The sequence below is a fragment of the Rhodococcus sp. DN22 genome (genome assembly GCF_036669995.1).
Taxonomy (GTDB): Bacteria; Actinomycetota; Actinomycetes; order Mycobacteriales; family Mycobacteriaceae; genus Rhodococcus_F; species Rhodococcus_F erythropolis.
The window spans coordinates 4,979,054-5,001,375 of sequence record NZ_CP133326.1 but is presented as its reverse complement, the minus strand read 5'-3'; the positions used below and the strand labels follow the sequence as shown (position 1 = coordinate 5,001,375).

Below are 22,322 nucleotides of genomic sequence, written 5' to 3'. Positions count from 1 at the left end.
CTTCAGTGCCTTCCGTGTAGCGCGCGGATGAGAACCTTGACCAGCCAGTCGATTCGGGCGGTCCGTCGAAACGTCGTCAGTGGTAGGGGCGAACGGAATCGTTGCCGGGTCGTCGAACGAGCGTAGGTGAACTCCTTCAGCCCATCTGGGCCGTGAACTCGTCCGAAACCGGATGCTCCTACCCCACCCAGCGGCAGGTTGGGAACCGCGGCATACATCACGTAAGAGTTCACCGACGCTCCTCCGGATCGGAGTCGATCGGCAACAGCCGCTCCGTCCTTGCCGAACACGCTTGCTCCCAACGCGTATGGCGACGCATTGACCAACTCCACCGCCTCGTCCATCGAGGCGACCTTGGTGATCGTCATCGTCGGGCCGAAAGTTTCCTCCGTGACGGCGAGGCTGTCTTCGGGGACGTCGACCATGATGGTCGGTTGCACGTACTGGCCGGAGATCGAGCCGAGCCCTCCGAGAACGACACGTCCACCCCGCGACATCGCGTCGTCGATGTGGCGCCGGATTACAGCCACTTGCGAGGGCATGGTGATCGGACCGATCTTGTCCTCGGCATCCGGACCCGCATGAACTCGGGCAGCCAAAGTGATTGTCTTGTCTACAAACTCGTCGTAGACCTGTTCGTGCACGTACACACGCTCGACGCCCAGACAGGTTTGACCGGAGTTGGACAATGCTCCCCACACCGCAGCATCCGCGGCGGCACCGACATTTCCGTCGGCATCAAGGATGAGCGCGTCCTTACCACCACATTCCATCAACACCGGTGTGAGGGTCTCGGCGCACGCTGCCATGACTTTCTTGCCCGTCGCGGTCGATCCGGTGAACCCGATCTTGTCGACACCGGCCAGGCACAGTGCCGCGCCGACCGAACCATCGCCCGTGACGACCTGCAGCACAGGATGTTCAGGGACGACCTCGGCGAAGGCGCGGCCCAACCATTGCCCGACTGCCGGTGCGAACTCACTCGGCTTGTAGACCACGGCGTTGCCTGCCGCCAGCGAGAACGAGAGCGAACCGAGTGGGGTGAAGACCGGATAGTTCCACGGACCGATCACACCGATCACCCCGAGAGGTCGATACTCCACCGAGGCGGCCTGATTGACCGTCAACAAACTGGAGCGGACGCTGCGCCTGCCCAATACCTTTCGGGCATTCTTCGACGCCCACGCGAGATGTTCGAGTGCCATGGCGATTTCGAGCATCGCATCAGGGTGCGGCTTGCTCATGTCCCGGTGAACGACGTCGGCGAGTTCGGATGCTCGACGAGCGATGATTCCTCGCCACCGATCCAGTCGACGAGCACGTTGCTCGAATGTCAGTTCTGCCCACCACTCGGAAGCAGTACGGGCGTCGCGCACTGCCTGTGTCACTGTGTCGTCGGACGCCTGTGTGGTCGTGTCGATCTCGGTCGCCGTCATCGTGGAGTTCCTTGAAGTGTGTGGTGGACGGCGCCGTCGGCCCAGCCGCGGGTGACGCGTTGGAGGATCGGTCGGGACAGAGTCAGAATGGGGGCGAACCACGGTAGCGCTTGCACAGCGAACGTCCAGGTGAGGCGGCTGCCAGTCGAAGTCGGTTCCAACACCAGATCTTCGGCGAAGCGTTTGAACCCCGGAAGTGACGCCGACTCCACGTAGAACGACATCCGGCGCCCCTCGTCCCAGCGGAAGAATCGCTCGTTCAGTGCAGCAAAAGCGCCGGCTCGCACGGTTCGCGTAGTCCCGATGCCGAATGGTCTGTCCGAGGTCCAGTCGGCTCCGGTGATCCCGTGCGCCCACGACGTGAGCGCTCCGTCCGAGGTCAACGTCTGCCACAAGCTTTCACATGTCGCTTCGGATTCGATCCGGTGAGTGATCACCAGCGGAGCGGAGCGGATGAAGGCTGCGTCGGCCGCAGAAAGAGAGAATTTTCCCTTCACAGGTCCACCACCAAAGACCCACCGGTGGAACGTGATCGACAGGTCAACATCGAACCAGTACGTTCGGATTCGGTGAGGAGGGTGTCTCGATGCTCGACGGTCCCGGAGAGCACCCGGACCTTGCATGTACCGCAGAAGCCCTGTTGGCATGAATACGCTACTCCGGGAAGTACGCGTCGTATTGCAGCCAATGCACTTTCGGACTCGCCCACATCGACGGTGAGACCGGTGCGCGCCAGATGCACCGTGAACTCCTTGCCGTCGACTACCGGGAGTGGGGAGAACCTCTCGCTGTGCACCGATCCGGTCGGGTTGGCGGCGAAAGTTGCCGCACGCACCGTGTTCATCAGCGGAACCGGTCCGCACGTGTACACCGCGGCACCTGGATCCGCAGCAGCGACGAGTGTTCCGATATCCGTCGGACCCAGCTCGTCGTCGGGTCGGATGGTTACCCGGCCGCTGGAATACTCCTCGATCTCGTTCAGGAATGGCATAGCTGCCCGAGTTCGTCCGAGATAGTCCAATCGCCACGGGACTCCGCGGCGGTGACAGCGTTGCACCATGGGAAGTATCGGAGTGATCCCGATTCCGCCCGCAACAAAGAGGTACGACGGAGCAGTGACAAAAGGAAATGCATTCCGCGGCCCTCGTACGTCGACAACCATTCCGGGTTTCAGCGACTCGTGTATCTCGCGGGAGCCACCCCCGCCCTCGTCGATCCGCCGGACGGCGATCCGATACGAGGTCAAGTCGTCGGGGTCTCCGCACAACGAATACTGTCGTTGCCTTCCCGAGGGGAGAATGACGTCTAGGTGAGCGCCGGGAATCCACGACGGCAGGGTGATTCCTTCCCTCGGGGTCAAGGTGACGCTCAGGACGTCTGCGCACTCGAACCGGACGGACTTCACGTCCAGCGTCATGTCGAATCCGCTGTAGCGGACCGGGTTGGGACGCGAAAGTATCTGCGCTGCAGGACTTGACGCAAAGATTCGACGGTATGCGCTCGTCGCCTGTGCGGCAATCCTCAACGACCGGGTCGGTGTGAAGTCTTGTGCGTCGTGAGGACGGTCGGCAGTCGTCTTGTTCATCCTTCACTCTTTTCGGAAGAACGATTGGCGGCAGGTGAGCGAGCGAGGTAGCGCATGGCTACGTCCATGTCCCCGATCTGGGACGGATGGAAGCTCGGCCGCAGATACGGAGGAATCTCGGTGATCAGGAATTTCATGTTCGGGACCAGGCCGCGGCGAGTGGCGCTGATCAGTTGCAGAGGCCACAGGCGGCCCTTCGCCTTCGACGGGTCCTGCCGGAAGAGGTAGTTCATCGAGGCGATGAACAACACGAACAACGTGAAGCTGGCGAGCAGCGCCGTGCGAACGCGGCGGGCGTAGCTACCGTCCACGTACATGTAGGCGTCGAAGGCCACGTTGCGGTGCTCGACTTCCTCGGCGCCGTGCCACTTGACCATGTCGAGCATCGTCGGGTGCATGCCGGCATCTTCGAGGGCGGGATCGGTGAGCAGCCATTCCCCGACCACCGCCGTGTAGTGCTCCATCGCGGCAAACAAGCCGAGACGTTCACAGAGCCAGGCGTGCTTGGCTTTTCCGGTCAATCCTTTGTCGCCCAATATCTTGTCCACGAGCCAGTCCATCCGGCGTGACATCGGTTTCATGTCCATGCCGAGGTCCGCAAGATGCTCGCGTGCACCTTTGTGCGACGACGCGTGTGTTGCTTCCTGGCCGACGAATCCCACCACCTCTTCGTGCAGGCGGGGGTCCTCGATGAGCGGGAGCGCTTCGGCGAGCGTTGCGGACATGGCCCGCTCTCCCTCGGGCAACACGAGATGCATGAAGTTGATGACGTGGGTGACCATCGGTTCGTTCGGCACGTAATGCAGTGGTACGCCGTCCCAGTCGAATTCGACGTCACGGGCGGCGATCGCATGTGCTTCGTCGGTGTAGCGGCGCGCGCCGGACGGTGCGACGACGGGTGTGCCTCGGAAGGCGTTGATGCCGAGCATTATCGGCTCCTCACGGTTTCTCGGGCAGTGGTGAGTGATTCGGACGAGACGGGTTGTACCTGCGCGTAGTGAGCGAGGTCGGCTCGTTTGGTCCTGGTGCGGAAGGATCGGTTGAATCCGGGATAGAAGGTGTAATTGCGGCCGCCGTCGACGAGGTAGTAACTACTGCACCCGCCGGCGTTCCATACGCTGGTGGCGAGTCGGCGGTCGGTCGCGCGCACGAACTCTCTCTGCACGTCTGCCCGGACGTCGATACTGCCGATGCCGCGCTCGTCCATTTGAAGAATGCAGCTCACGATGTACTCGACCTGCGCTTCGATCGTGACGACCTGCGAGGTGTAGACCACGGAATTGGGGCCGAGGATCATGAAGAAGTTCGGAAACCCGCTGATGGTGGTGCCGAGGAAGGCCTCGGCACTGCCGTTCCACGTCTGCGCGAGGCTGCGGCCGTCCTTGCCCCGGATGATGTCGAACGACGGGTTGTCTCCCATACGAAAGCCGGTTCCCATGACTATGGTGTCGACTTCCCGGAAGGCGCCGTCCGCGGTGAGGACTCCGCGCTCCTGCACCTCGACGATTCCGTCCGTCACCACCTCCACATTGGGTGACGCCAGCGCGGGATAGTAGGTGTTCGAGAACGTCGGACGCTTGCATCCGAATGCGTAGTGGGGGAGCAGCTTTGCGCGAAGCTCCGGGTCCCGCACCTGCCGGCGAAGGTGTGCTCGGCCGAGTGCGGCCAGCCCTTTGAGCAGTGAAGGCTTGTACACGAATCCGGGTACCAGGGCTTCTTGGAGCAGGTCGAGTCCCTTGCGTGCCAGTCGTTGGGTGAGCGGCACCCGCTCGAAGAGAGCGCTCGGCCAGCCGGTCATCGGCTGATCCGGGTGCGGCAGGATCCACGTCGGTGTCCGCTGGAACACGGTCAACGTGTCCGCGAGCGGTTGCAGTCTGGGGATGATCTGCACCGCAGAGGCACCGGTGCCGACCACGGCTATCCGCTCACCGCGAAGGTCGTGGTCGTGGTTCCAGTCCGCGGTGTGGAACATCTGACCACGAAACGATTCGAGCCCGGGAAGGTCGGGTGTGGCGGGGGCACTGAACGGGCCGGTGGCCGCGACCAGGAACTGTGTCTCCCACACGGTTTCCGCAGTGTGTACCCGCCAGATCTGGGCTTGCTCGTCCCACGAAGCATCTGTCACGTCCTGGTTGCAGTGGAAATGACCGGCCAGTCCGAAGCGATGGACGCAATCCCGGAGATAGTCGTAGATCTCGGGCTGTAGCGGATACAGCCGCGTCCAGTTCGGATTTGGCGCAAACGAGAACGAGTACAGAATCGACGGGATGTCGCACTGTGCACCGGGGTAGGTATTGACCTGCCAGGTCCCCCCGGGCTCCGCGGCACGTTCCAGAACGACGAAGTCGTCGATCCCGGACTGCTTCAAGCGGACAGCCGTTCCGATGCCGCCGAAACCGGCTCCGATGACGACGACTCGTGTTCGGCGAGTTCGAGTTTCCTCGTCACCGGCCGATGGCCCCGAGGTTGGGTCGATGTCGACCATGTGTGACGCCTCCTGATTGGTGCGTGAACAACTGAACGAAGAGTAAGTCTGACATCAAGTGATGTCAACAGCGGTTGATGTCAGAATTCAACTGATTGACATCGGGCGATGTCAGTTCGCTTGCGGAGGTCGCCGCGATAACCTGAGGTCGAGAGCGCTGCCGGTCAGTGAGAACATGGGGACATGACGGATACCGAGGCTCGGCGCACCGGCCCGCGCAGGTGGCGTGGGCAGGAACCGGAAGATCGCCGCGCCGCGCGCCGGACACAGCTGATCGAAGCCGGGTTGCAGATCATGGGCACCGAGGGAGCGGCCGCCGCGACCATGCGTGCGACCTGCCGCGAGGCCGCGCTGACCGAACGGTACTTCTACGAGAGCTTCGCCAACCGTGACGAACTGCTGGTCGCCGTGCTCGACGAGGTCGTTCTCGGTGCGCGTGACACTATTCTGGACGCTCTCGAGGCGGCGCCTTCCGAACCGTCGGCCCTGATCCGCCACGTGGTGAAGGCCTTCACCAACTACGTATTCAAAGATCCTCGACGTGGACGCATCATGTTCGTCGAATCCCAGGCGGAACCTGCGCTGTGGGATCGAGGGCGAGAATTGATGGCGGAGTTCACGAATCCGATTTCCGCGTCGCTCGAGCTGATGTACGGCGGCGAGGCAACCGACTCCGCGAACTCCGAACTCAATTCGGTGGGGCTGTTCGGTGCCCTCGCGTTCATCTATCAGGCGCACACCCCGTCCTCCAAGATCTCTCGAAAGCGTTTGGTGGAGCACATTTCGCTCATGGTCGAGGCGCAGGCGACGGTCAACAGCACGCCCGCGAGAAAAGAATGACGTCCGCGTCGGCCACAGGCGGAAGGCGTCTCGGTCCCGAAGACCGGCGTGAGCAGATCATTGTCAGCGCGGCAAAGGTTTTCGAGGAGAAGTCTTTTGCCGACGTCTCGATGACCGAGTTGGCCAAGGCGGCTGGGGTCGGACGTCCGCTGCTCAATCATTACTTCGGCTCCAAGCGGGAGTTGTATCTCGACGTCGTGCGGCGGTTCGTCTTCATTCCCGAAGTGGCGGTGGACCGCATTCCGCGATCGGCGAGCCAGGAGAAGCGGATCGGCGCCGTGATCGATCGGTGGCTCGACGTCGCCTGGCGTCATCGCGACATGTGGATCTCGACAGTCATGTCCGACGACCTCCGCCGTGATCCCGAGATGGATCGGATCCTGCAGGATGCTGACGACGTTGCTGCGCGACGCATGATGGATGCGCTCGAGATTCGACCGAGTGAAGGCAGCGAGGCTGCTGTTCATTCGATGATCGTGGCGTACGGAGGCTTGGCGAAGGCTGCCAGTAAGCAGTGGTTGGTGACGGGAGCGCTCGACCGCGAACAGGTGCACCTTCTGCTGGTACGCAGTTTGCTCGCCATCGTGCGTGACGTTCTGCCGGCGTGCGAGGCGGATTCCTGATTGCTCAGAGTGATCTCGCCACGAGGTCCTTCATGACTTCGTTCGATCCGGCGTAGATTCGCTGAATACGAGCGTCGGCATACATCTGAGCGATGGGATATTCGAGTATGTAGCCGTACCCGCCGTGTAGTTGCACGCAGCGGTCGATCACGGCGCACTGCTGATCGGTGAGCCAGTACTTGGCCATCGCGGCGGTAGTCGCATCGAGCTGGCCGGCAAGGTATTTGACGATGCAGTCGTCGATGAACGTTCGTGAGATACGAGCGATGGACGCGCACTCGGCAAGTTCGAAGCGCGTGTTCTGAAGATCGAAGAGCGTTTGCCCGAACATGTTTCGGGATTTGGTGTACTCGACGGTGAGGGCGACTGCACGCTCCATTGCCGCAGTGGCTGCAACTCCGCAGATCAATCGTTCGGGCAGTAGCTGCTGCATCAGCTGGGCAAACCCTGTGCCTTCGCGGTCCCCGAGCAGGTTTGTTGCAGGCACCCGCAAGCGGTCGAAGAACAGCTCGGTGGTGTCCTGGCCCTTCTGTCCGACCTTCTCGAGTATTCGCCCGCGCTCGAAACCCGGTGTGTTGTCATCGACCTCGGCCACGATGAGCGACACTCCACGCGCTCCGAGGCTGGGATCGGTCTTGGCGGCAATAATCACCAGATCACAATTGCGACCGTTGGAGATGAAGGTCTTTGCGCCGCTGATCAGATAGTCGTCACCGTCGCGGACGGCTCGGGTGGTGATGTTCTGCAAGTCGGATCCGGTGCCGGGCTCGGTCATGGCGATTGCGCCCACCCACTCGCCACTCACCAGCTTCGGTAGCCAGCGCAGTTTGTGCTCGTGATCGGCGTAGGCATTGAGGTAGTGCGGCACGATTCCCGAGTGCACGCCGAGTTGGAGTGAATGATCACCCGCCATGACCTGCTCGTGGAACAGCACGGCGTCGTGCGCGAAAGTTCCTCCTCCGCCGCCGTACTCGGTGGGGATCGACATGCCGGCGAGCCCGAGCGCCCCGAGTTCTCGATATGCGGATTTGTCGGGAAAACCTTGGGACGCGAAGCGTTTCTGATGCGGTGTGACGTGTTTGGCGAAGAAGTTCCTTGCCAGGTCGGCCACGGCCTCCAATTCGTCGTCCATCCACGGGGACCGTCGTTCTGCGGTCCGGGTTGTGGTAGATCCTTGCGTCATCGTGATTCTCCCGATCGATGAAGTGCGACCCGCGAGCGGATCCGACTCCACCTATCATCCACACTGTTGACATAGTGTCAATAAAGGGGTGGTCGAATCGACCTCCGGACCCGCCTCGAATTCCACGTCGGCCGCCCGCAAGAATGGGACGACACAGACACGAACAGGCCGGCGCGAAGGATGGGCAGTGGACCCCGAAGAAACATCAGCGGGTCACGAGTCCGACCTCCCGGCTCCGCGGCCGGCGCGCAGCGTCCTGTTCGGATTGCCGCCGGTGGGAAACCGGTACCCCGGAGCGGTGCGCGTCGCCCTCGCCCTGGCGATTCCGGCGGCCATCGCCACACTGCTCGGATTCGGGTCTGCTTCGCTCCTGGTCGGCCTCGGTGCATTTGCATCGATCTACGGTGAGGGTCGTCCGTACCGGAGCAGGTGGAAGGCAGTCGGTATCGCTGCGACGGCGCTGACGATCCTGTCCTTCGTCGGGGCATCGGTGGGTGAGCCCGTCCACCGAGCCATCGCCGAGGGAGCGCCGACGGTGCTGCTGGTCTTTGTCGTGCTGATCATGGCCGTCGTGGTGTCGACCTGCGCCTTCACCGTCGACGCGCTTCGATTGGGTCCACCGGGCGCGTTCTTTCTGTTGCTCACCACCGAGATCAGTTCCGTGATCGCCACTCCCGGTCAGCCGCCGGTCGAGGTCGCGATGTGGACGGCAATCGGTGGGATCAGCGCGGTGGTCGTCTCGATGACGGGAATCCTGTGGGCACCGAGAGCTGTCGAACGCAGCGCTGTACAGGCAGCCGTCTCGGCCGTTGCGGAGTACACGGACGCTCAGGCGAGGTACGCCCCACCCGAACTCACGCGAGACAAACGCCACGCTGCAGCACTTCGGCTGCACGACGCGTGGCAGTGCCTTTACCGCGGCGCAATCGTCGGGAAAGACCACCCGTTGACCCGTGAACTCGAACGAGCGCAGATCTCGATGGCCAGAGCGATCTCCGACGACCACGATCCGGAGCTCATGGCGGACCCCGCGTTCGACGTCGACGAGGTCGGGGCCCACCCGCCTCTGCCCGACCCGACGATCCGATATCGGTTCCTCCGCGCCTGCAATCCGTCCAGCCGAGCGTCGGTGACGGCACTTCGGCTGTCCATTGCCTGTATGGCGGCGGGAACCCTCACCGTCCTGCTCGGCATCGATCGCCCGGACTGGGCGGTGATCGCCGCGGCGATGGTCCTTCATCAAGGACCGGATCGAATACTGGGCACCTATCGCGGAATCCACCGCATCGGCGGAACCGTCCTCGGGTTGATTCTGTTGGGTGCCATCTACTCCTGGAGTCCGACCGGTCTGTGGTTGGTGGCGGTACTTGCAGTCCTGATGGCGGGGATCGAGCTGTTCCTGGTGCGGAATTACGGGATAGCCGTCATCTTCATCACCGCCCTCGCGATTCTCCTCGGCGCGGCCGGTGGTGCGCACGGGACCGTCCGACATCTGATCCTCAGCCGCATGCTCGAGACGGCAATCGGCGTCGTCGTGGCGTTGGTGGTCCTGTGGACGGTGGGGCGCGGTGCGCATCGACGCACTCTGATCTGGGTCGACGAACGGGCGGGTAGCGTCCTGTTCAAGCTGCTGACCGAAATTCGCGCGAGGCACTATGCACCACAGGCGAATTGGTCGGAGCTTTCGGAGCTTCGTCGGGACCTGGACTTCGAACTGCGAGGTAGCGCGATGGCCGGGATCGACGCCGCCCACAACGAACCCGAGTGGGCGTCGCAGCAGTGGAGGACGCACACCGAATTGCATCATCTGGGATCGGATGTACTGCACCGACTGTGGTTCGGCACGCAGGTGTCCAGATCACACCTCGAGGAATGGGAGTCTCGCTACTTGCGTTCGGGTTCGGTGTGATCGAGCATCGGCACAGCGCTGAACTTGGCTGGATTCGCAATGTCGTAGGCTGCGCACACAACTCCGTCGCGGACAGTGAAGCCGGCAACGCGAGCGGCGAACTGCGGGTACTGGTCGTCCCCCGGTGAGCCGGCGAATACACCGCCGAGCTGTCCGTTGACGAGAACCGGTGACATCGAGAACACCGCTGCCGGTCCGTACTTGCGGGCCAATCCCAGATAGAACCGCGCCACACGATCGCTGCCGCGCACAATGTTGACAGCCGTGCGGGTAGTTCCGCCTGCGTCACCGATCAGGACGGCATCGGGATCGAGTGCACCTATCACGGCGTTCAGATCTCCACTCGCGATAGCCGTCACCAATCGCTCGACGGCAGCAGCATGCTCCTCGCTACTGACCGGGACCGGCGCCGACGCTGCGGCTTTACGGGCCCGCGAGGCCAACTGACGGGCAGTGGCTACTTCGATGTCGAGGATGCGCGCAACCTCGGCGAAGGGCACGTCGAAGCCGTCATGCAGGACGAAGGCAACGCGTTGAGCGGGAGTAAGGGTGTCCAGGACGACGAGGGCAGCAAAACGATTCTGTTCCTGCGTCACGACGTACTCCAGCGGATCGGGTGTCGCTGAGGGTGTGCCCGAGGTGGCGTCGACGGGCGTGACGATCGGCTCCGGAAGCCACTGTCCGACATAGCTTTCTCTTCTGACCGCGGCCGATTTGAGATGATCGAGGCAGATCCGACCGACAACAGTGGTGAGCCATCCGCGCAGCTCGCGGATCTCGAGGTCGCTTCCTTGTCTCGATTGTGCGACTTGCAAGCGTATCCATGCCTCCTGCACCGCATCCTGAGCGTCGCTGAAACTTCCGGTGAGACGGTAGGCCACCGACGTCAGGTGGCCACGGTGTTGCTCGAAGTCCTGCGCAGTCGTCGGCGAAAGCATGCCCTCATGATACGGACCTCACACATTAAATCCGGCATGAATGTAACCGTTGACCCAGGTAGTGGGTGCCGACGTATGGTTTCGGCACTGCTCACGGCTCGATCCTGTCTGCACATTCATTGGAGTCTCACGTGTTTCGGTCTTTCCCGCTCATGTCGCTCAACTGTTGTCGTTGAACTGACATTCCAACACCTGCCTGTGCCGAGCGCCGCACACGGCGCTCCGGACAGGTGTAGCCGAGAACTGAACCAATCATCTTCTACAGGAAGCAACTTCATGATTCGCCCTCGTTTCGCGCGCTCGGTAGCCGCGGTCGTCGCTCTTGTCACTCTGTCCAGTTTTGCCGTTGCCTGCTCGGGCTCCTCCGACGAAGTGGTCAAGACCGCCGACGGTAAGACCGTCCTGCGGTACGAGGGCAGCACCGGACAGGTCATTTACCCCGAACTGGCCGCTGACCTCGGCTACTTCAACGACGTGGAGCTCAACTGGATCGGCGATACGACCAGCGGCCCTCAGAGCATTCAGAACGCAGCGACCGGTCAAACCGAGTTCGGGGGAGCGTTCAACGGTGCGGTGGTGAAGTTGGCTTCCGCGGGTTCACCGATCACCTCGGTCATCGGGTACTACGGCTCCGACAAGGAGAGCTTCAACGGTTACTACGTTCTCGACGACAGTCCGATCAAATCGGCGAAGGACCTGATCGGCAAGAAGGTCGGGATGAACACCCTCGGTGCGCACCACGAGTTCGTCGTGCGTGAATGGCTTGCGCGGGAGGGGCTTACACCGGACGAGATCAAGCAGGTGGAACTGATCGTGGTTCCGCCGGTCAACACGGAACAAGCGTTGCGGCAGGGACAGATCGACGTCGCCACCCTCGGCTCGGTCTTCCGTGACTCCGCGCTCGAACGTGGTGGCCTTCGCGAGCTGTTCACCGACGAATCGCTGTTCGGCTCGTTCACCTACGGCACGTTGGTGTTCCGTGACGACTACATCGCGCAGAACAAGGAGGCGGTCGCCGATTTCGTGCAGGGAACAGCGAGGGCCATCCGCTGGACGCAGACGCACCCACGAGAAGAAGTGATCGCGAAGCTGACGTCGATCATCAACAGCCGCGGACGCAACGAGGACACCAAGCTCATCAGCTACTGGAAGAGCCCGGGGGTCGCCGGTCCCGGCGGAAGGATCACCGATACCGAGATCAGCACGTGGATCGACTGGCTCACCCGTAACGGCGAACTCGAAGAAGGAAAGTTGAAGCCGTCGGACATCTACACCAACGAATTCAACCCGTACGCCAACGGAACGTATTCACCCGACAGCGGCGCTGACGGACAGGCACTGGAGGCAGCAAAATGAGCACAGAACCGAAACTACGGCTCGAGCACGTCACCAAACAGTTCGACATTCGTGGGACCGACGAAGTTTTCACCGCGGTCGAGGACATCAACATCGACGTGGCGCCGGGGGAGTTCCTGGTCCTCGTCGGGCCGAGTGGTTGCGGCAAGTCGACTCTGCTGGACCTCCTCGGAGGACTCAGTTCGCCCACTTTCGGTCGAATCCTTCTGGACGGCAAGCAGATCACGGGCCCAGGCTTGGATCGGGGAATCGTCTTCCAGCAATACGCGCTGCTTCCATGGCGAACTGCACGTCACAATATCGAGTTCGGACTCGAAGCGAAGGGCGTGAAGAAGAGCGAGCGACGCGAGCTCGCCGAGCATTACCTCGAACTGGTCGGTCTGCAAGGTTTCGCGGATCGCTATCCGCACGAGTTGTCCGGTGGAATGAAGCAGCGAGTCGCGATCGCCCGCAGCCTGGCATTCGACCCCGAAGTGTTGCTGATGGACGAACCATTTGCAGCGCTGGACGCACAGACGCGAGAGTCGCTGCAGGACGAGCTTCTGCGCATCTGGAAGGCCACCGGCAAGACGATCCTGTTCATCACCCACGGAATCGACGAGGCCATCTACCTCGGGCAACGTGTTGCAGTACTGACTTCGCGGCCGGGGCGCGTCAAGACGATCGTCGACATCGACATCGACCGGTCCGGCGACGACGTGCGATCAGGTGAGGAGTTCCGAGTGTTCCGGCACCGGATCTGGACGCTACTGCACGGTGAAGTCGAGCGCGCTCGGGCCGGCGAACTCGATCCTGCCAAGGAGGTTGCACATGTCTAGCGCATTGGCGACGCCGGAGGTGGTCGCCACTCCGAAACCGTTGGCCGACAAAACACCTGACATTGCGCAGCGGAGCCAGGCCGGCGGCAAGGCGGCGCGCTACATTGGTTCCACCGCCTGGCGGATTGCCAAGCCGTCGATTGCGATCGCGATCTTCCTCGGGATCTGGGAAGCGGCACCTCGGCTCGGGCTGGTGGACAAGGTCTTCCTCCCGCCCTTCACCGAAGTTGTGTCCGCATTCTTCACCCTCGCCGAGAACGGACAATTGCAAGAGCATGTTTCCGCCAGTCTGACGCGTGCGCTGACCGGCTTCTTCGTGGCCATCGCGATCGCGATTCCGTTGGGAATTGCGATCGCCTGGTACCGCCCGGTCTCCGACTTCCTCAACCCGATTCTCGAATTGTTCCGCAACACAGCAGCCTTGGCGCTGCTTCCCGTCTTCGTGCTGATTCTCGGAATCGGTGAGGAATCGAAGATCGCCCTTGTGATCTACGCCTGCACCTTCCCGATCCTGCTCAACACCATTTCGGGTGTGCGCACGGTCGATCCGCTGCTGATCAAGTCCGCTGCCTCGCTGGGGTTCTCCTCGATTCGGCTGTTTCAGAAGGTGGTTCTGCCCGCCGCTGTTCCCACGATCTTCACGGGTATCCGCATGGCAGCCGCGTCGTCGATTCTCGTGCTGATCGCCGCCGAAATGGTCGGGGCCAAAGCCGGTCTCGGGTATCTGATCACCGCTTCACAACTCAACTTCCAGATCCCGAACATGTACGCGGGCATCGTCGCGATCTCGTTGTTGGGTCTGACAATCAACGCGATTCTGGTCCTGATCGAACGTCGGCTCTCGCGCTGGCGCGTCACCACCTGACCACACATTCACGGAAAGATTCTGCGAACTCATGTCCGAACGACAATTTCATCTGAACGCCTTCCTGATGGGCGTCGGCCATCATGAGGCGGCGTGGCGCCACCCACGCACAAACGCGGCCAACCTCCTGGACGTCAAGCACTTCCAGGAATTGGGGAGAATCGCCGAGCGCGGAAAGCTGGACTCGGTGTTCTTCGCCGACGGTCTAGCAGTCGGCCCGCGGGTCAAGTACAACACCCAGGCGATCTTCGAACCCGTCACCTTGCTGTCGGCGATCGCTGCGGCCACCGACAAGGTGGGACTGATTGCAACCGCGTCGACCAGTTACAGCGATCCGTACACTCTCGCAAGGAAGTTCGCTTCCCTCGATCACATCAGTGGTGGACGAGGCGGGTGGAACATCGTGACGTCGGCCGGCGCCGACGAGGCCGCGAACTTCGGCCTCGATGCGGTACCGACGCACAGCGGTCGTTACGAGCGCGCCGAGGAGTTTCTCGACGTGACGCTCGGACTCTGGGACAGCTGGGAAGAGGGGGCAGTTGTCCTGGACGAAGAGACCGGAATCTTCGCCGATCCTGATCGTGTCCATCGCATCGACCATGACGGTCAACGATTCACGGTGGCTGGCCCGCTCAATTCGCCGAGGTCTCCACAGGGACGTCCGTTGCTCGTGCAAGCCGGTTCCTCCGAGAGCGGTAAGGACTTCGCGGCGAAGTATGCCGAGGCCGTGTTCACCGCTCAACGAACACTCGAGCAGGGGCAGGATTTCTACACCGACCTCAAAGCGCGGCTGATCAAGTACGGGCGTAGTCCCGACGAGATCAAGGTGCTGCCAGGCATCGTTCCCTTCATCGCGGATACGGAAGAAGAAGCCAAGGCACTGGAGCAGTCGTTCACGGATCTCATCTCACCTGAGTACTCGCTGCGCCAACTCTCGAACATGGTGGGCGTCGACCTCACCGAGCATTCGCTGGATGCCCCGTTGCCCCCGTTGCCGGACATCGATCGCATCCAAGGAAACAAGAGTCGATACCAGCTCGTCAAAGACCTTGCGGAGAGCGAAAACCTCACCGTCCGTGAACTGATCGGCAAACTCGGCGGTGGCCGTGGGCATCGGACATTTGCCGGGACACCGGAGCAGGTCGCGGACGAGTTGACCGAATGGTTCGACAAGGGCGCCGCGGACGGCTTCAACATCATGCCGCCCTATCTGCCCGGAGGGCTCGAGGTGTTCGTCGACCGGGTCGTGCCGATTCTGCAGGCGCGTGGGCTCTTCCGGACCGAATACACGGAATCCACCCTGCTGGGTCACTACGGCCTCGATCGTCCGGCGAATCGGTTCTCGCGGGCCGCTGACGCGGCAGAAGTGAGCGCGTGACGGAAACACTGCCCAAGGAACAGCCGGCGATTGCCGGTCTCAAGCCACTGGTCACAACGGTTTTCGTACCGGCGGCCATCTTCGGGATCGGTCAGGGTGCGGCTGCCCCCATCATGGCCGTCACCGCGCGCGACCTGGGTGCATCGGTTGCCGTCGCCGGCTTGATCGTTGCACTCGGTGGTTTGGGCGCCGTACTCGGTGACCTCCCCGCCGGCAGGATCGTGTCGCGTTTCGGTGAGCGCAGGTCGATCATCGGCGGAAGTTCCTTGGGTGCAACAGGAGTGGTGATCTGTCTCCTTGCGCAGACTCCGTGGATGCTCGGTATCGGCGCACTGTTGACCGGATTGGCGAATGCGGTGTGGGGCCTTGCGCGGCAGAGCTACCTCGCCGAGACCGTGCCACTCGGTCTACGGGCCCGAGCAATGTCGTCGTTCGCTGCGATGTGGCGGTTGGGTTTCTTCCTGGGACCGCTCATCGGGGCCGGCGTGATTCTCCTGGTGGGAGCGCGCGGAGGATTCCTCGTCCAGTTGGTGGGCGTCGTGCTCGCCGGGGCGCTGATGGCCCGCGTTCCCGACCCGCCACGAAAGGTGCAGGCAGGCAACAGCGATCACGGACACGTTACGCTCCCGGAGATCCTTCGCCGTCATCGTGCCGCTCTGTCGACGCTCGGGACAGGCTCCCTTCTGATGGGCGCCGCCCGCGCTTCGCGTGAGGCCGTTCTTCCATTGTGGGCATTGCACCTCGGATTGGATGCAGCCCAGGTGAGTGTGATCTTCGGTATCGGTGCGGCCGTGGACCTGCTGTGCTCGTACCCGGCCGGACACATCATGGACCGATACGGCCGCAGGCTGGTCGCGGTGCCTTCGCTGACGGTGATCGGTGTGTCGTACCTACTGTTGCCGTTCTCGACGGGTGCAGTGGGATTGACCGTGGTCGCTGTCGTGATGGGGATCGGCAACGGACTGGGCAACGGCGTGATCATGACCCTCGGTGCCGATATCGCCCCGCCCGAAGAACGCGCCGAGTTCCTCGCTGCATGGCGATTGACTCACGACACCGGTATGTTCGGTGGGCCGCTCGCGATCGGTCTACTCGCCGCGGTGCTCCCACTCGGGTGGGCATTCGCCGCTCTGGGCGCGACGTCGTTCGCCGGCGCGGCGATAATGTTCCGCTTCATTCCGGTCTACTCTCCGCGGGTGTCACCCCGGTCGCGCGTCGGGAAACTGTAGGTAGGCTCGCTACATGCGATTCGGACTGTTCGTACCTCAAGGCTGGCGTCTGGACCTGGTCGGCATCGACCCCGCGAAGCAGTGGGAGGTGATGCGAGACTTCACGCTGCGCGCGGAGGCAGGACCGTGGGAGTCGGTGTGGGTCTACGACCACTTCCACACCGTTCCCCAGCCGACGGAAGAAGCGACTCACGAGGCGTGGACGTTGATGGCCGCACTCGGTGCATCGACGTCGCGTATCCGACTCGGCCAGATGTGTACCGCCATGAGCTACCGAAACCCGGCGTACCTCGCCAAGGTCGCCGCGACCACCGATCTCATCACGGGTGGACGCGTCGAGATGGGCATCGGCGGCGGTTGGTACGAGCAGGAGTGGCGTGCGTACGGCTACGGTTTCCCCTCTGCCGGTGAGCGTCTGGGCCGCCTCGACGAAGGAATCCAGATCATGCAGCAGGCGTGGTCGACCGGCAGCTCGACGCTCGACGGCAAGTACTACCAGGTCGACGGAGCGCTGTGCCGTCCACTTCCGTTGCAAGAGGGCGGAATTCCCATCTGGGTTGCCGGTGGCGGCGAGAAGGTCACACTCAAGATCGCGGCCAAGTACGCGCAGTACACGAACTTCGACGGCACCCCGGCCGGCTTCGCGCACAAGTCCGAAATCCTGAAGAAGCACTGCGACACCGTCGGTAGCGATTTCGACGCCATCGTCCGTTCGGCCAACTACAACGTGGCCATCGGCGCGACGGAATCCGAGGTGGCTCAGCGGTTGGAGACACTGAAGGCCCGACTGACGCCGTTGGTCGGCGAAGCTGCCGCCGATGCGTCGCTCGATGCGTTCCGCGGAATGCCCGCCGTTGGTACACCCGAGCAGATAATCGAGAACCTGTCGGCGCTCGAGGCACAGGGACTCGAGTACGGAATCTTCTACTTCCCCGAGGCCGCGTACGACACGTCGGGAATCGAGATGTTCGAGAAGGAAGTGCTGCCCGCGCTCGCGTAACCGTTAGGGCTAGCGCAGGGAGTCAGGAAGATCGGCCGGGTTGATCAGAACCCGGCGATCGGGGTGGGTGCGAACTTCTTCGGAATCGGGAATCCGGCTCTGCAGGAAGTTCCACTCGCTCGCACTGACAGCAGCGATCGCGCGTGCCAGCACTGCCGAGTCCTTTGTCCCCCACTCGATCGGCATGGGACTGACCATCTGCCACGTGTCAGCCTTGCTGCGGGTGGAACGATCCGAACGCAGTGCGACCGACGGAATGCGGTCGCCGACTCGCCACTTCGGATTGAGTCGAACGTTGCGGCTGACGAGCGCGTACTGCGGTGCTCCGGCCGCAGGCTTCGCGATGTCGATCAATGCCGTCAAGGTCGCCGCTCGAGGGTGAACCTCGGTGACGATCGCGGGAACCAGTGGGTTGTCCGCATACAGAGATTCGACGCTTCCCACCTTGCGAGGTGCCCACACGGCAACCCACAGGGAACTGGCCGCACCGATGGCGAGGACTGCGCCGATGATGATGGACCACACCTCGCCCATGCTGATCAACCAGGCCCCGACCGCGGCGAGGACGATCGCGAAGATCACCGCAGAAATCTGCAGGCGGCGTACATCGGCCAGTGTGTCGTTGACCGACTTGGCGTGAGCCTTGTCGACGGTGAACTGGAAGTCAGCCACGAAAAATTCCTTCGGGTGGTGCCGGACGATCTAGGACCGGCCCCCGATCGCCCGGGGACCGTCCACCAGCGTAGCTAGTTTCGCGCGCGCTCCCACATCTGCAGGTAAGCCTCGGCGCCGCGGCTCATGTCCTCGATGATGGTGTCGCCGTCGGCTCCCGCGGCGATGCGCATGTCCGCGATCCAGTCGGGAATCATCCCGTACTGCGCCACGCCGTCGGTGTTCACGTCGAAAACCCGGGTGCCGGCGCGCTGCTGGTCCATGACCGTGCCGTCGAAGGCGGTGTACGGATATTGCAGCGGATTTTCTGCGGCGTCGCCGCGCGGTGCGGCCTGCGGCCCGAAGCCGTTGGTGTCGGCGCCGTAGCCGAAACCGAAGTAGTAGTTCTCGCTTCGCATCGCCCGTGCGTCCCGCCACTGGTCGATGAACCCACGCTCTTCGGGCTTTTCGTCCGATGCGTCGAGTTGTCCGGCGTACAGGGCGACAAATCCGCCGAGTGCGTAGATCCGCTTGTACAGGCTCGGGTCGCTCCAGCTGTGACTGGAAACGACGCCGGAGTAGTTCGCAGCTTCGAGAATATCGAGAGCCGCTTCGGCGGTCTTGACGCTCATGTGATCGATGTCCACGATCATCCCTCGGTCCATCAAACCTCGGATCGTGTACGCGCCGAGGTCGGTCAGGCCGTGCGAATTGCATTGCGGACCAGAGGGGTACACCGGAAGCGTCACTCCGGGTGGGAGTACCGCGAGAAGATTCTGTGCGCCGTCGACCTTGGTGGGCAGCACATTGTCCTCGGCAACGCCGGTGCATGGTTCCGACTGCCAGAACTCCCCGGTGCCCAGGTAGTTGCCGATGTTGACGGCCACTCCGGTGACGCCGCCGTCGAAACGGGCACCGCCGAGGGCGTTGTCGAACTTGTGCGTGACGATCATCTGCCGGACACCGAGGTCGTACAACTCGTCCAGGCCGCGGTCGATGTCGTCCTCGGTGCACTGCGGAATTCCGTTGCGCACAGAGCAACCGAAGGGTTCGGACACCTCCACCCCGAGGGTGACGGCCAGCTTTCCGTCGGCGGCCACCTGCCTGGCCTGTTCAGGGGAGCTCACGATGCGGAACCAACCCCGGCCGGGACCGCCGTACTGGGCGTCGATGTAGTCCTGGAGTTCGCGTGTCTGCTGCGCCTGGATCCGGACGGTCTCCATCTCGTCACAGGGATTTCGTTTACTCGGATACAGCTCGCACAGGACACGGTTGGCGACAAAGAGGTTGGTGAAGATTCGCAGACCGCCACGCCAGGCCCGCTCGACCCACTTGTAGTACGTCTGCTCGTGTGTCAGTGAATCGTGCGCCGGCCAGTCGGTGAAACTCGGCCAGCCGGTGGTGTCGTGAGTTTCGAAGGGATTGCCGTACGACAGAACGTTTTCGAGGAGCGCCGGTATCCCGTCGGGTTGATGGTCCGGGCAGTCGACGAGCGCTGCGGTGACGCCCTGAGGATCGAAAGGTCGGCCGCAGTGCAGGTTTCCGCCCATGAACTCGGAAGCATTCATGTGCACGTGTGTGTCGATGAATCCGGTGACTTCACCGTTCGGTCCGATTTCTCCCGGAACGCCGTTTGCGCCCACCTCCGCTTCGGGGAAGTCGGCGCAGCCGTCGCGCGGGATCAGCGTGAACGCAGAGTCGGGAACGTCACCGGGATCGGACATCGTGAGCATCAAATCTCGCGAGATCAGTTGTCGGCCGTTCGAGGTCGCTGTCAGAACGAAGGACTCGCCAGTGGACATCACGGTCCAGTCGGTGGACGGAGTTGCTTCGGAAGTGGCGAGCACCGAGTCTGCGCCGTCGTGCGAGAGCATCGACCCGTCCGGGCCGTACAGCATGAAACGACCCAACTGGGCCGCATGTAGCCGGAACGGTTCGGCGTCTGCGGCTTTCGTTACGTCGGTGAGGTACGCCGATCCGTCACGACGGACGAAATCACCAGACTCGGTGCGCAGCGCGAAGCAACCGTTCGCAAGTGCGTACACCGAGTTCTGCGCATTAGGAGCAGGACTCGGTGCCGCGGCGCTGACGCCGGTCGTGGCGACGACGACGGCGGCAGTCAGCAGCGAGATGGTTCCGGCGAGCCGACCCCGTAGACGTGGAACTGAGCGCATGGTGCTGGTGACCCCCGGCCGATGGACACGACTGTGACAGGGGACACTCTACAGATAACTGGACGTATGTCCATTTGATTCTGCAACGTGTTGCAGAAATGCTCAGCCGATGGCAGGTCCGAGCAGGTCATCGGCGTCGGTGATCCGATAGGCGTAGCCCTGTTCGGCGAGGAATCGCTGACGATGTGCCGCGTACTCCGCATCGAGAGTGTCGCGCGAGACCACCGAATAGAAGTGAGCCTGACCGCCGTCGTGCTTGGGTCGCAGTAGGCGTCCGAGTCGCTGCGCTTCTTCCTGTCTCGACCCGAAGGTTCCCGAAACCTGCACGGCGACAGACGCCTCCGGAAGGTCGATCGAGAAGTTCGCGACCTTACTCACCACCAGCGTCTGGATCTCACCGTTACGGAACTGATCGAAGAGGATCTCGCGTTCCTTGTTCTTGGTGGATCCCTTGATCACCGGGGCGTTCAGGGCTTCGCCGAGTTCGTCGAGCTGATCGAGATACGCACCGATCACCAAAGTCGGAGAATCGGGGTGCTTGGCCAGGATCGACTTCACGACCGCAATTTTCGTGTGAGCCGTCGAGCACAGTTTGTAGCGCTCCTCCGGTTCGGCGACGGCATAGGACATGCGCTCGGCGTCCGTCATCGTCACTCGCACCTCGACGCAGTCGGCCGGCGCGATCCAGCCCTGCGCTTCGATGTCCTTCCACGGAGCGTCGTAGCGCTTGGGGCCGATGAGCGAGAAGACGTCGCCTTCGCGGCCGTCCTCACGAACCAGCGTTGCGGTCAGGCCGAGACGGCGGCGCGACTGCAGATCTGCCGTCATCCGGAAGACGGGCGCGGGCAACAGGTGTACCTCGTCGTAGATCACCAGTCCCCAGTCGCGGGAGTCGAAAAGTTCGAGGTGCTTGTACTCGCCCTTCGTGCGACGTGTGATCACCTGGTAGGTCGCGATCGTGACCGGCCGAATCTCCTTGCGCTCGCCGGAGTATTCGCCGATTTCTTCCTCGGTCAACGATGTACGCGCGATCAACTCACGCTTCCACTGACGACCGGCAACGGTATTGGTGACGAGGATGAGGGTGGTGGCCTTGGCCTTTGCCATCGCTGCGGCGCCCACCATCGTCTTGCCGGCGCCACACGGCAGCACGACGACGCCCGAGCCGCCGGCCCAGAACGAATCCGCTGCCATCTGCTGGTAGTCGCGCAGTTCCCAGTGGCCCTCTTCGAAAGCGAGATCGATCGGGTGCGCTTCGCCGTCCACGTAGCCGGCGAGGTCCTCGGCCGGCCAGCCCACCTTGAGCAGCATCTGCTTGAGGCGGCCGCGTTCGCTCGGGTGGACGATCACGGTGTCGTCGTCGACCTTCTCACCGAGCATCGGCGAGATCTTCTTGTGTCGCATCACCTCGGTGAGGACTGCGCGGTCGAGGCTGACCAGGATGAGGCCGTGCACCGGGCTCTTGACCAGCTGTAAGCGTCCGTACCTGGCCATCGTGTCGACGATGTCGACCAGCAGCGGTTGTGGAACCGCGAATCGTGAGTACGACACGAGCGCGTCGACAACCTGCTCGGCGTCGTGTCCGGCGGCGCGGGCATTCCACAAGGCCAGGGGAGTGATGCGATAGGTGTGGACGTGTTCGGGGGCCCGTTCGAGTTCCGCGAAGGGGGCGATTGCCTGCCTGGCATCGCCGGCGCGCTCGTGGTCGACCTCCAACAGCAGCGTCTTGTCGGATTGGACGATCAACGGTCCGTCGGTCACGGAATCCTCCTAGTGAAGCAAACGCGGCAGCCACAGAGCGTTGCGCCGCGTTGTCGGCTGACGCCAACCCTGCCATTGTCCTGGTATCGGG

19 protein-coding genes are annotated in these 22,322 nt (G+C 62.6%); 9 read left to right on the top strand and 10 right to left on the bottom strand.

What is annotated here, in order from left to right:
- Positions 1-2 precede the first annotated feature (2 nt).
- The 5 genes from RA302_RS22800 to RA302_RS22780 are packed head-to-tail and all read right to left on the bottom strand — an operon-like array spanning position 3 to position 5,506.
- The gene (locus RA302_RS22800; RefSeq protein WP_030535340.1) at positions 3-1,436 is read right to left on the bottom strand and encodes an aldehyde dehydrogenase family protein; all 1,434 of its coding nucleotides are present in this window, start codon (positions 1,434-1,436) and stop codon (positions 3-5) included.
- The gene (locus RA302_RS22795) at positions 1,433-1,933 is read right to left on the bottom strand and encodes an SRPBCC family protein (RefSeq protein WP_030535341.1); all 501 of its coding nucleotides are present in this window, start codon (positions 1,931-1,933) and stop codon (positions 1,433-1,435) included. The genes RA302_RS22800 and RA302_RS22795 overlap by 4 nt, the downstream gene beginning before the upstream one ends.
- A complete protein-coding gene (locus RA302_RS22790; RefSeq protein ID WP_007733536.1) occupies positions 1,930-3,021 on the bottom strand; it encodes a PDR/VanB family oxidoreductase in 1,092 nt (363 codons plus the stop codon). Before RA302_RS22790 ends, RA302_RS22795 begins: the two co-directional genes overlap by 4 nt.
- On the bottom strand, positions 3,018-3,950 hold the full coding sequence (locus RA302_RS22785) for a metal-dependent hydrolase (protein ID WP_003940129.1): 933 nt from the start codon (positions 3,948-3,950) through the stop codon (positions 3,018-3,020). The genes RA302_RS22790 and RA302_RS22785 overlap by 4 nt, the downstream gene beginning before the upstream one ends.
- Positions 3,950-5,506: an NAD(P)/FAD-dependent oxidoreductase gene (locus tag RA302_RS22780; RefSeq protein ID WP_030535342.1), complete on the bottom strand. Its 1,557-nt coding sequence runs from the start codon at positions 5,504-5,506 to the stop codon at positions 3,950-3,952. The genes RA302_RS22785 and RA302_RS22780 overlap by 1 nt, the downstream gene beginning before the upstream one ends.
- A gap of 183 nt (positions 5,507-5,689) precedes the next feature.
- Between RA302_RS22780 and RA302_RS22775 the strand changes: the two genes are divergently transcribed.
- Positions 5,690-6,346 carry a TetR/AcrR family transcriptional regulator gene (locus tag RA302_RS22775; RefSeq protein WP_007733534.1) on the top strand — a complete coding sequence of 219 codons (657 nt, stop codon included), beginning with the start codon at positions 5,690-5,692 and terminating at the stop codon, positions 6,344-6,346.
- On the top strand, positions 6,343-6,969 hold the full coding sequence (locus RA302_RS22770) for a TetR/AcrR family transcriptional regulator (protein ID WP_030535343.1): 627 nt from the start codon (positions 6,343-6,345) through the stop codon (positions 6,967-6,969). Before RA302_RS22775 ends, RA302_RS22770 begins: the two co-directional genes overlap by 4 nt.
- 4 nt (positions 6,970-6,973) lie before the next feature.
- On the opposite strand, the gene RA302_RS22765 is transcribed toward RA302_RS22770, so the two are convergent.
- Positions 6,974-8,152, bottom strand: coding sequence for an acyl-CoA dehydrogenase family protein (locus tag RA302_RS22765; protein WP_030535344.1), 1,179 nt, complete (start codon positions 8,150-8,152; stop codon positions 6,974-6,976).
- Positions 8,153-8,339: 187 nt separating this feature from the next.
- Between RA302_RS22765 and RA302_RS22760 the strand changes: the two genes are divergently transcribed.
- Positions 8,340-10,061 carry an FUSC family protein gene (locus tag RA302_RS22760; protein ID WP_030535345.1) on the top strand — a complete coding sequence of 574 codons (1,722 nt, stop codon included), beginning with the start codon at positions 8,340-8,342 and terminating at the stop codon, positions 10,059-10,061.
- Here RA302_RS22760 and RA302_RS22755 read toward each other — a convergent pair.
- Positions 10,037-10,999, bottom strand: coding sequence for a sigma-70 family RNA polymerase sigma factor (locus RA302_RS22755; protein WP_030535346.1), 963 nt, complete (start codon positions 10,997-10,999; stop codon positions 10,037-10,039). The two genes, RA302_RS22760 and RA302_RS22755, sit on opposite strands and share 25 nt — an antisense overlap.
- A gap of 276 nt (positions 11,000-11,275) precedes the next feature.
- On the opposite strand from RA302_RS22755, the gene RA302_RS22750 reads away from it, so the two are divergent.
- The 6 genes from RA302_RS22750 to RA302_RS22725 are packed head-to-tail and all read left to right on the top strand — an operon-like array spanning position 11,276 to position 17,645.
- Positions 11,276-12,355, top strand: a complete 1,080-nt coding sequence (locus tag RA302_RS22750) for an ABC transporter substrate-binding protein (protein WP_030535347.1) — start codon at positions 11,276-11,278, stop codon at positions 12,353-12,355.
- Positions 12,352-13,173, top strand: a complete 822-nt coding sequence (locus tag RA302_RS22745; RefSeq protein ID WP_030535348.1) for an ABC transporter ATP-binding protein — start codon at positions 12,352-12,354, stop codon at positions 13,171-13,173. Before RA302_RS22750 ends, RA302_RS22745 begins: the two co-directional genes overlap by 4 nt.
- Positions 13,166-14,038 (top strand): ABC transporter permease, encoded by an 873-nt coding sequence (locus RA302_RS22740; protein ID WP_030535349.1) that lies wholly within the window; start codon positions 13,166-13,168, stop codon positions 14,036-14,038. Before RA302_RS22745 ends, RA302_RS22740 begins: the two co-directional genes overlap by 8 nt.
- 31 nt (positions 14,039-14,069) lie before the next feature.
- Positions 14,070-15,416, top strand: coding sequence for an LLM class flavin-dependent oxidoreductase (locus RA302_RS22735; RefSeq protein WP_030535350.1), 1,347 nt, complete (start codon positions 14,070-14,072; stop codon positions 15,414-15,416).
- The gene (locus tag RA302_RS22730; protein ID WP_030535351.1) at positions 15,413-16,645 is read left to right on the top strand and encodes an MFS transporter; all 1,233 of its coding nucleotides are present in this window, start codon (positions 15,413-15,415) and stop codon (positions 16,643-16,645) included. Before RA302_RS22735 ends, RA302_RS22730 begins: the two co-directional genes overlap by 4 nt.
- Positions 16,646-16,658: 13 nt before the next feature.
- Positions 16,659-17,645 carry an LLM class F420-dependent oxidoreductase gene (locus RA302_RS22725; RefSeq protein ID WP_030535352.1) on the top strand — a complete coding sequence of 329 codons (987 nt, stop codon included), beginning with the start codon at positions 16,659-16,661 and terminating at the stop codon, positions 17,643-17,645.
- Positions 17,646-17,654: 9 nt separating this feature from the next.
- Here the strand turns inward: RA302_RS22725 and RA302_RS22720 are convergent, their stop codons facing one another.
- The 3 genes from RA302_RS22720 to RA302_RS22710 form a co-directional block, all read right to left on the bottom strand.
- A complete protein-coding gene (locus tag RA302_RS22720; RefSeq protein ID WP_007733514.1) occupies positions 17,655-18,317 on the bottom strand; it encodes a DUF3239 domain-containing protein in 663 nt (220 codons plus the stop codon).
- A 74-nt stretch (positions 18,318-18,391) separates the two neighbouring features.
- On the bottom strand, positions 18,392-20,470 hold the full coding sequence (locus RA302_RS22715; protein ID WP_030535353.1) for a peptidase: 2,079 nt from the start codon (positions 20,468-20,470) through the stop codon (positions 18,392-18,394).
- A 102-nt stretch (positions 20,471-20,572) separates the two neighbouring features.
- A complete protein-coding gene (locus RA302_RS22710) occupies positions 20,573-22,231 on the bottom strand; it encodes a DNA repair helicase XPB (protein ID WP_003940219.1) in 1,659 nt (552 codons plus the stop codon).
- Positions 22,232-22,322 lie beyond the last annotated feature (91 nt).

Excerpts from the sequence above, each read along its gene's own strand:
- RA302_RS22800 (WP_030535340.1), bottom strand. The coding sequence starts at position 1,436 with ATGACGGCGACCGAGATCGACACGACCACACAGGCGTCCGACGACACA.
- RA302_RS22790 (WP_007733536.1), bottom strand. The coding sequence starts at position 3,021 with ATGAACAAGACGACTGCCGACCGTCCTCACGACGCACAAGACTTCACA.
- RA302_RS22785 (WP_003940129.1), bottom strand. The coding sequence starts at position 3,950 with ATGCTCGGCATCAACGCCTTCCGAGGCACACCCGTCGTCGCACCGTCC.
- RA302_RS22780 (WP_030535342.1), bottom strand. The coding sequence starts at position 5,506 with ATGGTCGACATCGACCCAACCTCGGGGCCATCGGCCGGTGACGAGGAA.
- RA302_RS22775 (WP_007733534.1), top strand. The coding sequence starts at position 5,690 with ATGACGGATACCGAGGCTCGGCGCACCGGCCCGCGCAGGTGGCGTGGG.
- RA302_RS22770 (WP_030535343.1), top strand. The coding sequence starts at position 6,343 with ATGACGTCCGCGTCGGCCACAGGCGGAAGGCGTCTCGGTCCCGAAGAC.
- RA302_RS22765 (WP_030535344.1), bottom strand. The coding sequence starts at position 8,152 with ATGACGCAAGGATCTACCACAACCCGGACCGCAGAACGACGGTCCCCG.
- RA302_RS22755 (WP_030535346.1), bottom strand. The coding sequence starts at position 10,999 with ATGCTTTCGCCGACGACTGCGCAGGACTTCGAGCAACACCGTGGCCAC.
- RA302_RS22750 (WP_030535347.1), top strand. The coding sequence starts at position 11,276 with ATGATTCGCCCTCGTTTCGCGCGCTCGGTAGCCGCGGTCGTCGCTCTT.
- RA302_RS22745 (WP_030535348.1), top strand. The coding sequence starts at position 12,352 with ATGAGCACAGAACCGAAACTACGGCTCGAGCACGTCACCAAACAGTTC.
- RA302_RS22740 (WP_030535349.1), top strand. The coding sequence starts at position 13,166 with ATGTCTAGCGCATTGGCGACGCCGGAGGTGGTCGCCACTCCGAAACCG.
- RA302_RS22735 (WP_030535350.1), top strand. The coding sequence starts at position 14,070 with ATGTCCGAACGACAATTTCATCTGAACGCCTTCCTGATGGGCGTCGGC.
- RA302_RS22725 (WP_030535352.1), top strand. The coding sequence starts at position 16,659 with ATGCGATTCGGACTGTTCGTACCTCAAGGCTGGCGTCTGGACCTGGTC.
- RA302_RS22715 (WP_030535353.1), bottom strand. The coding sequence starts at position 20,470 with ATGCGCTCAGTTCCACGTCTACGGGGTCGGCTCGCCGGAACCATCTCG.